The organism is Neorhizobium sp. R1-B, from assembly GCF_004368875.1.
Classification (GTDB): Bacteria; Pseudomonadota; Alphaproteobacteria; order Rhizobiales; family Rhizobiaceae; genus Neorhizobium; species Neorhizobium huautlense.
The window spans coordinates 207,420-222,817 of record NZ_SOEM01000006.1; the positions used below are offsets into that span (position 1 = coordinate 207,420).

Below are 15,398 nucleotides of genomic sequence, written 5' to 3' on the forward strand. Positions count from 1 at the left end.
AGATCGTTAAAGCTCTTTCAGGCCGCCTAGCAGACACAGGGCGGCCTCCGCACTTTCCGGTCTGTCTTCCGGACGCCGTTGCGACAATCGGATCGCGAGAGTTTTTAGTTCTTCTGCCTTCTCGCCTGTTTCGCGACAATTCCGCAGAAGCAGCGACAGCAAAAGCCCGGCGGCGTAGAGGTCCGAGCGCGGATCCAGTGCTTCTCCCGCGATTTGTTCCGGCGAGGCGAACTCCGGTTGACCCGCAAGCGCAAGATCGAGCTCGTTATGTCTGCGGCCGATTTCCAGCGCAATTCCGAAATCGACGATTTTGATATCCCGAAACCCGTTTCCGTGAAGGATGTTTGAAGGCGACAGGTCGCAGTGGACAAAACCTGCGGCATGCACGGCGGAGAGCCCCGTCAGCACCGCAGTCATGGTCGTCGCCACGTCTTTGAGCGAAAGCGACCCGGGAAGAAGGTCTGCGATGCGGTGATCGATCCATTCGGCGATAAGGGCGGGCCGTCCATCAGTTAGACGCAGTATCGTCTGGGTTACGGCGATACGAGGATGGCGCAACGCCATCCCGATCTGCGCCTCGCGCAACAGAAGCCTGCGCGCAATCGGGTCGTGGGAATGGTCCGTACGAAGCATCTTGATCGCGTGGTAGGTGCCGAGATCCCGATGACGGGCGCGAAAAACATCGGTGGCAGTACCGCTGTGGACCAAAGCCTCCAATGTAAAACTGTTGGCGATGATGTTCTTGTCCGACGTATCGAGCTTGTCCATGCCGCGATCCAGCGCGTCACGGATACGATCCGCAAGCATTGTTCTGTGATCTTCAGAATGCGGTCCTTTTTCCCCATTGATGAGGGCTTGCCATAGATCGGAGAAGCGACGCGCAAGCTCTTCGACGTGCTCGTCAGGTTCGTCAGCGATCATTGGCCAGTGCGTCGATTACAATGGCGCTGACATTCTCGCGGCAATTGGCAATCAGCGCCTCTTGCGCGAGGACTGCGGACACCTCATCGAGGTTTACGGACAGAAGAATTTCGGCGATGGTCCGCTCAGGCAGGACGCGGGGAAGGGTGCTGCTGCACAGCAAAAACCGATCGCCCGAAAGCAGCTTGTCCAAACTCAGCTCGGGACTGAGCTGGCCCCTGATCCCGACGCCGCGGGAGAGCCTGCGCCGCAGGCCGACTTCAACGTGATCGCGGGTCAAACAACGCATCATGCCCTCACGGATAAGATAGCATCGCGCATCGCCGGCCCAAAAGACTGCAAAACGGTCGTCGGTGTTTGCCAGCACCACGACACTCGCCGAGGCCGGTTCCCGGTCCGATGAAAGGTGGGTTGACTGAAGAAGGCCATGAGCGCGGCCCAATTTGCCTTTGATCTCGTGCGCGAGTGCTTCGATGGTCTCCTGCGGGGCAGCTTCTTTAAGCGCGTTGGTCACGATGCGTCCGGCTTCGACCGCGCCGGTGTCATCCCCGACGCCATCGGCGATTGCGAATAACGGTGGATTTCGCGAGACGAGCAGTGAATCTGCGTTTAGTGCCAGGCGTGTCCCAGGATGGCTGGCATAGCTGTGGGTGAGGCTTAGGCTTAGGCCACGGCGTGGTTCGACCCGATGAACCAATTTTTGTTGGCGAGTTTCAACCGGCGGAGCGTCTGATGGTATTGGGGTTGAGACATCGGTTTCGCATACCAGCTTCGGAAAAATCGCCGGTTGCGGCGGCCCTTCCGAGCGAAAGCCTTTGGCACGAAGGTCTGTCGAATCGATGCGCCACCACAGCGTTCCTCGCCGGGAGACAGGATTTGGATCCACCTCGCCTTCGTCGGCGTCGGCTGGTCGGGGGTTCCTCAGCCGCTGAAGGCTTGTGGTGAAACGAGCGATATCGAAGTCACGCTTGGCAGCACTTTCAGCGATAGCTTCGGATGCGGTGAACCAAGGTGCATCGAGGTAAAGCCTGCGCGGATGGTCCATAAAACCGTAAAGTTGAGCGGCGATGACCAGCGGAAAGCTACGCCCGACGCGATCCGTACTCGGAACGATGACACCCGCAAGCGTCACCGGTCCCCAAAGGCCGCGTTCGATGATGAAGCGCCAGGCGGACATCGACCGGAACCGGTCTTCCCACCCGTCGCCCATCTCCTGCTGTGTAGCCTGAAGACCTGCCTGGAGCCAGCTGTCGAGGGCGCCTTGCACATTTCGGCTTAGGCCCGTCGAAACGAAATCGCCATGCGTTGGCAGCTTGCCGAAAAAGCCGATCCGGTCGGCGTCGGTCATTGTGTGATCAAGGGCGGCGTGCTCGTTCATGGCGGAGCGATCAGAACTGCGTGGGACATGAGAAGGCTCTGAGTGCCTCCAGCCGGAAGGGGTTCAGCACCGAGCCGAACTGGACGTCGAACTCCGCCGCCTGAGCGTTCTGCTGAAATTTTGCGCGGAAGAGGTCGTCGCCCTGCAGGGTGATATTTGCGTCGTCGAAAAGTCGGAAGGGCGACCAGTCGCCGTTTTCTGTCAGGGCCTGCTGCCAGCCGCCGGGCTGAAAAGCCAGACGCGAGACATTGCTCGCTTCAGTCGACGGCCAGACAATCGACTTGGATTGGACGGGCCCATGGAAATAAACCACCCGCTGTCCCTCGATCTCCAGCATCACAGCATTGGCATCGTTCGATAACGAGACAGGCTTGATGTTGATGGTGATTGCCGGATTTTCGCTACCCGCCGGAAAGAAGGCCCGATTGATCTTGTCGGCATTTTCAAACTGGGCGATCGCTTCGCTCGGGATACTGGGCGCACCGAAGGTGCCCTTCCATCCCCAGGGAGTTGATGTGGTATCCACGAAGGCCGCCAGTTTCTCGTTGAAGAACGTCTTGAACAGGCCTTGCGGGCCAAACAGGCGAACGAAGTCGCTCATCGCTACGTCACGGGGAGACTCGCGGTCAAAGGGATATCGGCCACTGACCACATTGGAGCAGAAAGCCCCACCTTGGGCAGCCCAAGCGTCACTCATACGAGAGCGAGCCGTTTTCACGGGAAGAGAGCCGACATTGGCTGCGACACCGGCCATCCACGTATCGACGGGCGCGGGAAGACGGCGAGCCTGCTGCAGGAGGTTTTGATTGGCGTCGGTAAGCTGGCTGTCGACATCAAAGACCTTTGCCACTTCGGCTGTGGAGGTGGTCGCCCGCGACAGCTGTTCGTGGACCTTCTGCAACACCGGCTTGAGCTGGGCGATCCGGGATTTCGGTACGTCTTTTTGATCGGCAGGTGATGTCTGACCCGCAGGCGGCTCGAGGGCCTCGCGTAGCGAACCGAAAAGATCCGGTGCATCTGCAGCGCCGTCGAGTCCTGTAGTGGACGCCGGAAGGGGAATATCAGCCGCAGAAGCGACCTCCTTGCCGGGGACGCGCAAATCGGTAGCAGCGGCGATCGACTTGACGATCGTTTCCACCGGGTTTGAGTCCCCGGCCAAGATACGCGTGGTTTCGGCCGCGTCGGCTATAGTTTGAGACGGCTTCACCCGCATGTCGGCGAGCAGCGAAGACCATCGTTGCTGAAAGCTGCCGAAATAAAGCTGCAGAGCGGCCTGGCTAATCGTGTCGACGGTGGCTCCGGCAGGGTTGGCGACGCCTCGTACCCAGTGTTCATCCAGTGCCTCACGCGCCGCCTCAGTAATCTTCGGCAACACGACCAGACGATATCCCGTACTGGAGAATAAGCCTGGAACGCCGTCACTCAAAGGGATTCTGGAGCTTCGCTCGAATGCCTGTTCGCCGAGGGGACCAAGCGCAGTGGCGGGAACCCAGGCGGGGAGCGCACGCGCCTGCGGGTAGTCTGCGAGAATATCGTAGGCACGGGCAGCGATGCTTTGCGAGCGAATAGTCTCCCTAGCCTTGGCAATCAAGATACTATCGAGCTCGATCGGCGGCAGCGAACCGGTCGCCATCGCGCTGGCGTGAGCAATCAGGGCTTGCCGCGCTGAGGCACGTCCTTCGCCGGGGTATAAAGTCGTGAACATGTCTTCGGCTTTTGCGGTAACGAAGGCGGGATCCAGCCGGCCGAGACCGCCGAGCATTCCATAGAGTTTCAGCGCATTGAAGACTTTGGAGACTTCCGTTGTTTCGGTCATCTCCTTTTGGAGCTGGACCAGGATGCGTGGCAGCAGGAGTGCGTTTAAAGCCCGCTGATAGGCATCACGCTGTCGGCCTGAAACTTTGCTTTCCTGGTCGAGGCCGAAACTGAGAGGCCAGACGCGTTCTCGAGAAAAGTCCGTCGTCACCGCGGCCAGGTTGTCGAGCGCCGGCAACACCCGCAGGAAATCCGTATCGGTGACCTCGCGCACCGGCACGTCCCGCACGAGCTGCTCATAGGCGTCGATGCGCTGTTCAGCGCTTGCGAGCGCCGAGGTGTTCTGGAAATAGGTCGCGATCCAGCTCGTCAGGACCACGGCAAGCAGCGCAACTGCGCAGGCATAGACGGTGCGACGGAGGAAGACTTGTCGGCTGGACAGCCGCTTGTCGCGAGCGACGAGCGAGGCCTCGTCGAAGATCACATCCTTAAAGAGGCGGGATAGAAAATAGCTGCGCCGCGAACGTGGAGCACCCGCTGAGGCCATGGCTTGCGCTTGCGTGCCGGAGGCAAAGTAGATCCCCCGCAGCAAGGGTGGCTCGATCAGTTTTGAACCGGAGCATAGCTCCGTCATAACCTCGTGCAGGCGTTCCTTCAGCGAGGCTAGTTCAGCGGGAAAACGGAAAATCCGGCCCCGCAATTCCGGGTTCGGCTCCTGTTGCAGGCGTTCTATCAGCATGGCGCCGACGCGTTCCTGCAGCATTGCAAACTCTTCGAGGAAACGATCGGGAAGGGTGGTGGCTTTGTAACTCTCCTCCAATCCAAATGTGGTTCCCCAGACCTGTTCGCGGTCGCTTTTATTGAAACTATCGAAGAACTCGACGAAACCGGTCAGAAGATCGACTTTTGTCAGCACCAGATAGACCGGAACGCGGGCTTGCAGAAACTCGTCCAGTTCCGAAAGCCGCTGGCGAATGATCCTGATTTCCTCGCGCTGCGCTTCCGCATCGCGTGTGAGCAGGTCGCCCACGGAGAGCGTCACCAATGCGCCGTTGATCGGCTGGGAGGGGCGATATTTGCGCAGAAGTCCCAGGAAACCCTCCCAACCCGCCTTGGCGGCACCGTTCAGATCGTCCTGGGTCGTATAACGTCCGGCGGTATCGATAAGGATTGCCTCATCGGCAAACCACCAGTTGCAGTGACGCGTGCCTCCGATACCTTGCACGGAATTGCTTCCGAGCGCGTCACCAAGCGGAAATTTGAGCCCGGAGTTGGTAAGAGCAGTCGTTTTGCCGGAGCCGGGTGCTCCGAAGATCACATACCAAGGTAGCTCATAAATGTAGCCGAAACGCTTGCGGGTGATGCGACGGAGGAGCTGCAGGGCCTCCTTGAGGCGGCTGTGGATCTCGCCGATTTCCGCCTGCTGGCTGGCTGCGGCCTCGGCCGCGGCATCCCGCTCTATGCCTTCGACGAGCTGCTTGTCCCGGCGCCGGTCGCGGATGATCGTATAGGCAAGATATGCAACCCAGCCTGCGATCACGACAGCGATCAGCGTGAGGCGGGCGTTGGCGCTTGCGAGCGGCTTAAAATCGCCATAGGCGGCGAGATGGCCGTAAAACCAGATGACGACGCAGATGGCGGCCACCCAGATGATGGAAATGAAACGCCGTCCGAGTAGGCCCGCATAAGCCTCCACATAGGAGCGAAGCGTATAAAAGAGGCTTAAGGGGTTCATCTCGAAGCGCCTCCTGTCATTGCGCCCGCGGGTGCAGCCGGCCGTTCAGACTGAATAGGCGGGACCCTGAGGGGGGAACCGTTCAGCCGCTCGGACGGGTTGGTGAGGACCAGAATTTCCGTGCGCCGGTTCATTTCGCGACCTTCCGGCGTGGCGTTGTCGGCAATCGGGTCGCTGTCCGCGCGGCCTTCGGTGAGGATCGCTTCCGGACCGGTGAAAGAACTGAGTATCTGCCCCACGGCTTTGGCACGGGCTTCCGACAGGTGCCAGTTCGAGGGAAATTGGATCGTGCGGATCGGCACATTGTCCGTGTAACCGACAACCACGGCCCTGAAATTGTCGGCTGCCAGCGCACCGCCGATTCTCTGCAGCAGGTCGTGGAACTCGGTGCTGACCTCAGCGCTGCCGACCTCGAACAGACCGGAATTGTTTATGCGCACCAGAAGCCGGCCGTTCGAATCCGAGAGGGTGACGAGCTTCTTGTCGACTTCCGGTTGAAGGAAGGCGAGCAGGTTATCGAGCCGGCTCGGCACCGGCGGTGCCGCGGCCACGGGAGGCTCGGCCGGAGGCGCGGGCACAGGTTGTGCCGCTACCGGCGCCGGCTCTGGTTCCGGTGTGGGTGCTGTGATCAATACGCTCGGCGGTTCGCGCGGCGGGAGGCTCGCAAGACGTTGAAATGTTCCGTCGGATGCCCTGTTGAGCGAGAGCGTAAAGAAGAGATAACCGAGCGCGAAGACCAACGCGAGCACGGAAAGAAGGGTCCAGAGAGCCGCAGCTGTTCGCAGCGGCTTGTGGCGGGCAGAAACGCCCTTCCAGTGTGGGGAAAGTTCGCGTTCGAAAACGCCGAACTGACCGAGGAGGGTTTTGTAGAGGCTGTCGCGGATGCGGCCGAGCTCCAGGTTGCCGCGTGGTGAAACGCGGGTGCGACCTTCGAATGCAAGCGACAGGCAGAGGTAGATGAGCAGCAGCAGGTCCCTGTTCGCACCGGGACTCTGGTGGAAATGGTCCAACAGGTCAAATACCCGGTCACCGCCGGTCACGTCCATATGGAATGTGGAAACAAGACCGGAGCGCGCCCAGCCTGCGCGTACACCCCAGGGTTTGCTAAGGACTACGTCGTCGACGGTCGCGCAGACGACGTAATGAGCAGCACGGGCGCGTTCAGGACTAATCCGGGCGCTTGCCAGATCGCGTTCATATCGGTTGACGGCCTGGACGGAAGACCGCCGAAGCTCATCGATATCCGGCTGGTCGTCACTGTAACGGAGGGCGTGCGCGAGGTGGAGCAGAGGGGCTGCCGAGCGGACAAGCGTCGGGACTTCCTCTCCACCGAACCTGAAATCACGCAGCAGTGCTTCGACGGACCAGCCACTCCTGGAGTTCGTCCGGTCGGTTTCGGTTCCCACGGCGCCGTCGGGGAAGTCCAAGACGTCATCCAGCATTTCCGCCATCTTGCGGGCGGACTGTTTCTTCTTGATGCCGTCGTCAGTGAGTTCGACGATGGTCGGCAGGTTCTGCCAGGAGGATGCGGGTTCGTTCTTCATTCTCTCAGGGCCCACAGTTCCATTTCAAGGCCAGGAAAATCGCCCGCAAGATGCATGGCGATGGCACTTGACGTATCGAGTTGCTTCCAAAGCGGATTTTTGGTGTCGAGTTCGAAATAGATGGTGCCAGCCCGATAGGGCAGCTGGCGAGGCAGCACGGGCAACGGCCGGACCGGGATGCCGGGCAGCGCGACGTTGACAAGATCCGCGATGCGCTCAACGGGCCCGACCTTGATCTGCGCCGGCAGCTTGCGGCGAACCTCCTCGGCCGACATTTCCGCCCGAACCGCCAGGACGAAACCGGCATCCTTAAGCAGCGAGCGGTCGTTGATGGTGCCGACCCGCACGCCGTGTCGGCGTTCGGCAAGCTCGATGGCGACGGCAGCCTGCTCCAGTACAGCCGAGAGCGACATGCGAAGGTCTTCGAACACGGAAGCAAAAGTTGCCTTGAGGTCCTCGTGTCGATACGGCGGAAAATCGGTAGAACGCTTGCGATCGGTGGTGAAGGTGGCGAGTTCACCGGCCAGCTGAATGCATGTCTCGTAGAATTCGATTGGATGTATCCGCGTCGCATTGGCCAGGATATGCTTCAGCATCGGATCTGCGCGGTTCAGGATCTGCAGCAGGAAGTAATCGCCCACTTCCGCCGTGCCCCGGATCGTCGGATCACCGATCCGCTCGGCGATTGCTTCTGCACGGTGGCGCACGATGCCGAGGAGTTCGGTCATCAGTTCCGTCAGCCGTGCTTCCGCCGCGCAGTTGAGGCTCGGGGCTATATATTCCGGATCGAGAATGACGGCTCGGTCGGAACGCACCTCGATCACGCGGGCAAGGCCGATGAGTTCGTAGCCGGCAAGTTCATCTCCGCTTTTAAGGTAGCGGAGTTTGAGGCGCCCCACATCGATTGGAGCCATGAAATCAGTCTCGACATTGGCATCCGGTGCCTCGTAGTGGGAAGCCACGAAGCGTACGCTGTTGAGGGCTGCGCCGCCATTCAGCGCGACGTCTGCCTTGCCGGGTTGCCTGACCGGTAGCGCGAGATAGATGACCGAATTTCTGACGCCTTCATCGAGTTCGAGCGGCGGCGGCAGGTCCGTATCGATGGGGGCTTCGAAAGGAGTGCCGTCCGGAAGGATGCCGCGCAGGTTTGACAATGCGAAATGGCCAATTGCCAGTGCGCTGCGATCGATGCCAATCTCAAGAACACCCCATGGATAGGGCGAGAGGCCGCGCGTGCTGGTACGGACCAGCCGTTCGGTCCATCGGTCTGCCTGCTGGAAGTGTTGTACGCGGAGAAACATGCCTTCGCTCCAGGCTACCCTGTTCTCATTCCTCATGCGGTATACCTTCTTCCTTCCCAATTCCCGGTGCTGCGTCAGCGGTTCTGCCGGAGGCCTGAGCCATCGCATCCCGGAGGAGTTCCAGGATCGACAGTGTCTTGCCGTTCTTGTCGAATTGTGCCCGGTAAGCTTGCCAATAGCGGCGGTCACGGCCCCAGGCGGGGCTCATTCTGCCGGCGTCAACCCGTGCTTCGAGAACTCTCGGCTCCAGGGTCCTGCCCGCTTCGTGCACCAGAGCCTGCAGCGCCGAGTTGAGTTTAAGCTGGTGCTCGAGCAGCCTCTCAACGCGGTTAACTAGAGCCTCATCGGCGCCCCTGTCGGAAAATTCCGGTTGAGGCAGACCAGCTGGAGCGCTCAGGCCGAAAAGCGCGAAGGCATCCTCGACCGTTTCCTCCAGCCTGCCGAGAAGGGGTTCCAACCGTTCCCCGATGTAGCTCTGCACGACTGGTGAAACGGCGGGCAAGTCTTCAGACTTAGCTGATGGCGGGTCATATTCGGGGGTATTCCGTATTGGAACCGTTCGCGCGGAGCCGATCGGTACTGAGACACGCGTCGCGGTGCCGTGTTCGATCTGGCTGCCATAGTCCGACGAAAGATTAAGATCGGAAAGCCAGTCGTCGGGTAGGATCTTTGAGACGGATTGTATCTCGGGCGGCCCGCTCCAACCGATCTCGACATGCCGAGATCTTCCCTGACCCTCCCTTGAGCCAAAAATGGACCCTGCCCATTCGTCCTCCGGCCGCTCGCCGAGGATGCCGGTGGCGATGCTCCCGCCCGGCGCGATGTCAGCCAGGATCGCGGATATGGTCAGCGGTTCGTCGCTGACGGTGAGGCTGGCGTCGGGATCCTCTATTGCTGCGTCTTTCTGCCCGGAGATTTCGACCAGGAAGGCAAGACCGCCAAGCTCCAAACGGGATTGATCCGCTAGCCGTGCCACCTCGCCTTCGTGAATAATGACTCCGTCCACCTTGGAACCGTTGGCGCTTTGATCGCGAAGGAGATAACCGCGACTGTCGCGCTCGATGACGCAGTGGAGCTTCGAAACGGAGCGTTGATCTTCAGGCACCTGCCAGTCACAATCCGGCGCGCGGCCCAATGTGCGCCGGCCCCGTTCGAGGAACCACTTCTGCCGCGTGGGGAATGCTGTGGAGCCGCTCGAAAGAGGCTTCAATTCAAGCCGCATGATCCCTGCCTCCCCGAACCTGTGCCGCAAGATGCTCCACGATGATTGCATCGCCGCTATCTTGAGACGCTGGAGCCAGGCGAGCCCAGCTATTCCAGCCAAGCCGGGGCGGGTCACCCGCTCCCGCTCCACCTGGGCCAAGCTGGCACAAAGGAATGTCCTCCTTTTTCAAGACCACCTGAACATCGAAATCGAAGCCGGAACCGACATAGAGACGGGTGAGCGCAAAGAGCTCGGCAATCTTGCGCCCGCCAGGAGCAAGCGCCAGATAGTCGGCGTAACCGAGTGGGCCGATCACCAACCTGAAGCCGCCGCTGAAATCTTGAATGGCGGCACCGGCCGTAGCGTTCACGCCGAGCTGGACGCCATGGGGTTGTCCCATGCGACTGCGATCTTCCTCGGGAATTGTCAGCCACCTGGCACGGAAAAGCTCGATCTCTACCGGCAAGCCAGTGAATTCGCGCAACATGGCACACAGATTGGCGGCGTTGCGGGTGCGTGCGGCAAAGAAACCCGAGAACCGCAGGATCACGTCTTCATGGAAGCCGCTTTGTTTTGCCAGCCGCTCGGTGCCGAAGCCTGTGAGCGAAAGAAGAGCTGTGATAAATGCGTTGCGCTTCTGGTCCCGGCCCCACCGCAGCCGTCTGGCAATCCGGTACTTCTCGCAGGCGTCGGCAAAGAGTTCGGTCAGACGAGCGGTAAACAGGTCGAAGAAGCTCGCCAAAGCCCGTGACTTGTTGCGCTCCTCGCGCATGATGAGTTCGTTGTAGGCCGGGGGCAAAGATCCGATCGGTCCTATAGGACCGGCCAGTGCCACCCGAAGTGCAGCCTGCGACCCCCTTCGTTCAAGACCACTGACGGCAAGCGGCGCCAGTGAAACGCCGACATGGGAAACCACGCTGAGATCTCGTTCGACGGATGCCTGCGCGACGCGAAATGCCGTCACAGGCTCGAAACAACCTGGATCGCGTTCGAGCAAGTCGGCTAAGGCGTCAGTCTGGCGCGAGGTCGAGAGATCCATGTTTCCTTTCCTAGAGCAATGGGCGGTCGGCAGCCCGTGCAGGCCAAGTCGCGATTGGGCGCGATTGTCCTTTCATCGAGACGGTGAGACGGGTGAAGGTGTTGATGGAGGTATAAAGGCCGAAGAAGCGGTCGAGTATGCTCCCGAACAGAAAAGCCGAAGGGCGATCGATGGAAGCGGGATCAAATTCCAAAACTATCTTCGTCCCGGGAACCATGCCGCCGTTGCCGAGCCGCGCGGTCGAGTTCTCCGCCCTGATGCCGACCAAAGCGTCGACGAGCTGTTTCGTCTCCGGATTGTCACGGAAAGCATAGAGCGAGAGAACATCCTTCAGCGCAGCTCCTTCATTGTCGAAGAGCGAGAGGTGGTTCAGCATCAGATGCGACATCAATCGCCAGTTTCGACCGTCCTGGTCGTTCAGGCGCACCGAGGGAGTGGGCGGAATGAGAGCTTCCGCGCCGGCGACGGCCTCATGGCCCGATGCCAGCTCCAGCAACGGATGGCCGCCGCCAAAAGGAAGCTGTTCAGGAAGGTCGCGATTGATGCACAGACTATCGACGCTCGCGACAGCATCTATCGGCGCTGCGTACCGGCGGTCTCGATCGACGAAGGCGATTTCCATGTCGCTGGTTCGGTCATCCGCGTCGAAACGCCGGTAAACCTGCCAGAAGGTGCTGCTTGTGGCGGCGGGGCGCTGGGAGCGGCCAAAGAAAGGTTGGCAGAATTGTTCCTCTCCACGCGGACCAGTCAGCAACACGCGATCGACGGAGTAGATTTCCCGGGTCTTCTGGCGTCGCGCATCCGGCATCAGACGATACTCCGTCCGCGTGCCGTCCACCGTGATGGGCTCACAGGTCTGCCGGAAGAGATTGACGATCGGGGTGGCGTGGAGAGCAAAATCGGCCGCCGAGATCATCCGCTCGAGTTTTGGGTCGGTATCTTTCAGGTAAACGAAGAGCTCCAGGGTCTCGCCCTTCCAGACATCGAGTCCCTCGATGTCGATAAACAGAAACCTCTGCGGCAGCGCGAAGAATTCCGTAAGCAGCCGGTAGCCAGTAAAACTGGGCGCCGGATAAGGCAGCATTGCCTCCTGAAGTTCGAAACCCACCGGCTTCAGGTTGCTGCTCGGCAGGAAGATCGCCTGGTCATCGTCCGCATGCTTTGCGAGCGCGATCCCGAGAGACTGATTTACCAGCAATTCATAAATCGCGACGGCCTGCTGCCATGCTGAAGGGATGTGCAGGCGCAGCCGCTTCATTCTGAGATCGGCAAGCGGCCTGCGAGGGTCGAGGGAGCGGATCGACAGGCGCAGGCATCCGGCTATGCCGGAATAGGGAGATGCAGGGGCGTTTATGGGCTGGCCCGATAGCTTGGCTGCCACGATCTCGATCGGTGCCATCTCCACATCCTGTGTGGTACGGAAACGGCAGGCTTCCCCCCCGACCGGTTCTGCAAGGATCTCCGTGTGCCGAGGCACCGACTGTATGGAGGCCAACGTGTCGCTTGGGCGGAAGCGTACGATGCTCATCGACGGCAGAGGGGCAAGATAGTGAGGATAAAGGGTCTCAAGCAGACCGTCGGTTAGTTCCGGAAATTCGTCGTCGAGCTTCTGGCGTATGCGTGCAGCTGAATAGGCGAAACTCTGGATAAGCCGTTCTACATGGGGGTCATCGGCGACATCTCCGGTCAAGCGCAGGCGACCGGCGACCTTGGGAAAGGCTTCGGCAAATCGCGCGGCCCGACGGCGAAGCGCTTTGAGTTCGTCATTGTAACGATGAAGGAAGCCTTCAGCCATTTGCGGCCTCCACCAGAAAGCGTTGGGTGGAGGGATCGATTGTCGATTCGAAGCTGATCGGTGGCATGCCTTCGTGGAGGCGGAAACTTGCCTGGATCCTCATCCGTAACGCTCGCTCGGTCATTGTCCGGCTTTTCCGAATCGTTACGCGAATGTCGGAGAGGCGTGTCTCGAACATCGATATGCGCCGCTCGATCATTTGCGCCAGCCGGAGTTTTGCCTCGTCCGTGACGAGGTTGGCCGAAACCATCCCGTCGACGCCGTAGTTGACCAATGCATCCTTCAAGTCAGACAGCAAGGCGGGTGCCTCCGCCGGGCAACGGCGTGTGTTGAGCAGGGCCTCCAGATCCCTTCGAATGGCTTCCCGCATCTCTCGTGTCTGTACCGTCAGGCTTTTCGGCGCGTCGAAGGTCCGATCGGGAGCCTCATCAATCAGCCTGTCGAGGATCGACCGCGCCAAGAGGCGATCACGCGGGCGGTAGCGTTCGAGCGGGTCAACCATGCGCAACCCGCTTGCTGGCAGTCGTTGTTGCAATTGCCTGCAGACTATTGGTTTCATGGAACGAAACCAGTTCCTCGCCGGCAAGGAAACAACGCTGGCCGCGGCCGGTGGTGATACCGGTCGGCTCATCGATCCAATCGCTTTCGCGCCCGAGCCTGAGTTGCGCCTCTTGACCGGTGCCGTAATAGATCGCCGGCAGAAGGACGGAAGCCACGGCACCGTCCGTCAATGTCAGTTCGGCAGGGCGGAAGGCAAGGTCGCGTGGTCGGGCGATGGGGGATAGGGTCACTTCTGCAACCTTGGCCAAATCGACCCAGAGATAGGCACCTCCGCTCATGATCACTTCCAACCCGTGCGGCAGGCGGTCATCCAGGTCGCGGAAATCGGAAACCTGTTTTCCGTTCCAGATCATCGGACGTTCGCCGCGGCTTTCTTCCAGACTGCCAAGTGCGGTCTTTGCATCATCTGCATCGCCCCGGCGATGGGCGATGCCGAGACGGATGGCAAGTTTGTCCAATTCGCTCGGCCCTTGCGGCAAACCCGGCACCGCGCCGCTTTCAAACCATGCTTCACGGGCGACCATGGCGCGAAGTTCGTTGCGCAACAGAGCAAATCCCATCGTGCTCTCCGGAGCCAATGTCGCGGCGAGACTGCATTGGCTGTCGGCGCGTTCATAGTCGCCGGCGAGCACCAGCAAGTCGATGTAAAGGTGCCGCGCCTTCTGGTCGGAGGGCTTTCCCTTCAAGTGCGTCCTAGTCTCCTCCAGCGCGTCCTCCAGAAGGTTGTCGCTCAGCGATCTTACGATACTTTCGGACAGTGTCATGCGGACATCCTTTCGGGCACGGCGGCAGAATGGGTTGAGGTCCTGCCGGAGGTCGCGGTCTCGGCGATGAGGTGGAAACTTGTTGAAACGTCGTCCAGCTGGAAATGGGGTTGCAGTCGGACAGTGCACGAGAAGGTGCCGGGCTTGCCTGGAATCTCGCTGACAACGATGCCGGCAGAGCGAAGCGGAAAACGGGTTCGCAACGCCAGATCGGCATCGTCGTTGCCGAGTGTGTAGCCGGTAAGCCAGTCCGTCAGCTTCCGCTCGATCGAAATGGTATCGGAAAGCTGGCCGATCTCGTCGCGCATGATGACCTTGAGGTAATGCGAGAAACGCGAGGCGCAGAGCACGTATTGCAGCATTGCTGCCAGGCGCGCGTTCTGCCGCGCGTGCTCGTTGGAATAATGCGCCGGCGCGTGCAGCGACTGGTTCGAGTTGAAGATCGCCGAAGCAGAAAGATAGGTCGTGGCAATCGGGATTATTCCCAGATCGCTGAATTGCTGCTCTTGGGCGCTGGTGATCCGAATTTCGACCGGCGCCTGAGCTGAAAGCCCGTTGCTTTCGGTACCGAAGTCATACGGCCTCAATTCGCTGGCGCCGAGTAAGCCGCCATCGATGGCATCCTGGGTGACGCCGCGAATGTCTGCGAACCAGCCGGATTCGATGAAGTTGCGGATCACGACTGTAGCAAAGGCAAATGCGCCGTTGCCCCATAAAAGAGAACTGCCGTCGGCGGAGGTATTTTCCCGGAAAGGGAAACCATCGTCACGTCGGCGGGAATAAGGTTCAAGCGGCGGTCGCAGCAGGATGCGCGGCGCCACAAGCCCAAGGAAACGGGAATCTTCGCGGGATCGAAGCCCGTTCCAGCGGATTCGGCGAGGATCGTTCGCGAGCCATGAAAAATCGTGGACACGGTTCAGTTCGTCGAAACTTTCAAGCCCGATCGCTCCGGGCGAGGCGCCTGCTACGAAGGGGCAGAAAGCTGCTGCTGCTACCATGCCGAGCTGCGAGAGCGTGCTGATTGCATCGCCGCCCTCCGGTTCGTCAGGGGAGAAATAGTAGTCTCCGACCAGCAGGCCGAAAGGCTCACCGCCGGGCATGCCGAATTCGCGGCTGTAGACGAGTTCGAAGAGGTGGCTCTGATCGAATTCTGCGGCGCGCTCCATACTGCGCGCAAGGTCTCGCCAGCCAAGACTTAAGAGCTTGATCTTGACGTCACCACCGCGGCCGGCCTGCCGCACCAGCATGGCAAGCGCCCGCCACCGTGCTTCCATAGCCTGGAAGTCCGGATGATGCAGGATCATGTTGATCTGCTGGTTAAGCGCTTCATCGATCAAGGCGATTACCTGATCTGCGCGGCGCTGCCATGTGCTGCTCGAAGCCATAGCCGTCCTGTGGTCA

At 60.2% G+C, this 15,398-nt stretch carries 11 protein-coding genes; all 11 read right to left on the reverse strand.

The genetic code is table 11. The annotated features are described in order from the left end of the window. Positions 1 to 6 precede the first annotated feature (6 nt). Genes EDE05_RS11555 through tssC form a run of 11 tightly spaced genes read right to left on the reverse strand, consistent with a single transcriptional unit; the run spans position 7 to position 15,382 of the window. A complete protein-coding gene (locus tag EDE05_RS11555) occupies positions 7 to 921 on the reverse strand; it encodes a serine/threonine-protein kinase (RefSeq protein ID WP_134101150.1) in 915 nt (304 codons plus the stop codon). Continuing rightward, positions 911 to 2,269, reverse strand: coding sequence for a type VI secretion system-associated protein TagF (gene tagF, locus EDE05_RS11560; RefSeq protein WP_245519898.1), 1,359 nt, complete (start codon positions 2,267 to 2,269; stop codon positions 911 to 913). The genes EDE05_RS11555 and tagF overlap by 11 nt, the downstream gene beginning before the upstream one ends. Before the next feature lie 40 nt (positions 2,270 to 2,309). After that, entirely contained in the window at positions 2,310 to 5,789 is a 3,480-nt protein-coding gene (tssM, locus tag EDE05_RS11565) for a type VI secretion system membrane subunit TssM (protein ID WP_134101155.1), read from the reverse strand. After that, positions 5,786 to 7,333 carry a type VI secretion system protein TssL, long form gene (tssL, locus tag EDE05_RS11570; protein WP_134101157.1) on the reverse strand — a complete coding sequence of 516 codons (1,548 nt, stop codon included), beginning with the start codon at positions 7,331 to 7,333 and terminating at the stop codon, positions 5,786 to 5,788. The genes tssM and tssL overlap by 4 nt, the downstream gene beginning before the upstream one ends. Then, the gene (gene tssK / locus EDE05_RS11575) at positions 7,330 to 8,670 is read right to left on the reverse strand and encodes a type VI secretion system baseplate subunit TssK (protein WP_105370954.1); all 1,341 of its coding nucleotides are present in this window, start codon (positions 8,668 to 8,670) and stop codon (positions 7,330 to 7,332) included. The genes tssL and tssK overlap by 4 nt, the downstream gene beginning before the upstream one ends. Next, positions 8,660 to 9,856 carry an FHA domain-containing protein gene (locus tag EDE05_RS11580; protein WP_134101160.1) on the reverse strand — a complete coding sequence of 399 codons (1,197 nt, stop codon included), beginning with the start codon at positions 9,854 to 9,856 and terminating at the stop codon, positions 8,660 to 8,662. The genes tssK and EDE05_RS11580 overlap by 11 nt, the downstream gene beginning before the upstream one ends. Continuing rightward, entirely contained in the window at positions 9,846 to 10,877 is a 1,032-nt protein-coding gene (gene tssG, locus EDE05_RS11585) for a type VI secretion system baseplate subunit TssG (RefSeq protein ID WP_112797069.1), read from the reverse strand. The genes EDE05_RS11580 and tssG overlap by 11 nt, the downstream gene beginning before the upstream one ends. 10 nt (positions 10,878 to 10,887) lie before the next feature. Then, positions 10,888 to 12,672 carry a type VI secretion system baseplate subunit TssF gene (gene tssF, locus EDE05_RS11590; RefSeq protein WP_112797071.1) on the reverse strand — a complete coding sequence of 595 codons (1,785 nt, stop codon included), beginning with the start codon at positions 12,670 to 12,672 and terminating at the stop codon, positions 10,888 to 10,890. Then, a complete protein-coding gene (tssE, locus tag EDE05_RS11595; RefSeq protein ID WP_112797073.1) occupies positions 12,665 to 13,174 on the reverse strand; it encodes a type VI secretion system baseplate subunit TssE in 510 nt (169 codons plus the stop codon). Before tssE ends, tssF begins: the two co-directional genes overlap by 8 nt. Next, positions 13,167 to 13,997 carry a type VI secretion system accessory protein TagJ gene (locus tag EDE05_RS11600; protein ID WP_112797075.1) on the reverse strand — a complete coding sequence of 277 codons (831 nt, stop codon included), beginning with the start codon at positions 13,995 to 13,997 and terminating at the stop codon, positions 13,167 to 13,169. Before EDE05_RS11600 ends, tssE begins: the two co-directional genes overlap by 8 nt. After that, entirely contained in the window at positions 13,994 to 15,382 is a 1,389-nt protein-coding gene (gene tssC / locus EDE05_RS11605; protein ID WP_134101162.1) for a type VI secretion system contractile sheath large subunit, read from the reverse strand. Before tssC ends, EDE05_RS11600 begins: the two co-directional genes overlap by 4 nt. Between the last annotated feature and the right edge of the window lie 16 nt (positions 15,383 to 15,398).

What these genes read in the sequence shown, in the direction of transcription:
- EDE05_RS11555 (WP_134101150.1), bottom strand. Translation starts at nt 921, where the DNA reads ATGATCGCTGACGAACCTGACGAGCACGTCGAAGAGCTTGCGCGTCGC.
- tagF (WP_245519898.1), bottom strand. Translation starts at nt 2,269, where the DNA reads ATGACCGACGCCGACCGGATCGGCTTTTTCGGCAAGCTGCCAACGCAT.
- tssM (WP_134101155.1), bottom strand. Translation starts at nt 5,789, where the DNA reads ATGAACCCCTTAAGCCTCTTTTATACGCTTCGCTCCTATGTGGAGGCT.
- tssL (WP_134101157.1), bottom strand. Translation starts at nt 7,333, where the DNA reads ATGAAGAACGAACCCGCATCCTCCTGGCAGAACCTGCCGACCATCGTC.
- tssK (WP_105370954.1), bottom strand. Translation starts at nt 8,670, where the DNA reads ATGAGGAATGAGAACAGGGTAGCCTGGAGCGAAGGCATGTTTCTCCGC.
- EDE05_RS11580 (WP_134101160.1), bottom strand. Translation starts at nt 9,856, where the DNA reads ATGCGGCTTGAATTGAAGCCTCTTTCGAGCGGCTCCACAGCATTCCCC.
- tssG (WP_112797069.1), bottom strand. Translation starts at nt 10,877, where the DNA reads ATGGATCTCTCGACCTCGCGCCAGACTGACGCCTTAGCCGACTTGCTC.
- tssF (WP_112797071.1), bottom strand. Translation starts at nt 12,672, where the DNA reads ATGGCTGAAGGCTTCCTTCATCGTTACAATGACGAACTCAAAGCGCTT.
- tssE (WP_112797073.1), bottom strand. Translation starts at nt 13,174, where the DNA reads ATGGTTGACCCGCTCGAACGCTACCGCCCGCGTGATCGCCTCTTGGCG.
- EDE05_RS11600 (WP_112797075.1), bottom strand. Translation starts at nt 13,997, where the DNA reads ATGACACTGTCCGAAAGTATCGTAAGATCGCTGAGCGACAACCTTCTG.
- tssC (WP_134101162.1), bottom strand. Translation starts at nt 15,382, where the DNA reads ATGGCTTCGAGCAGCACATGGCAGCGCCGCGCAGATCAGGTAATCGCC.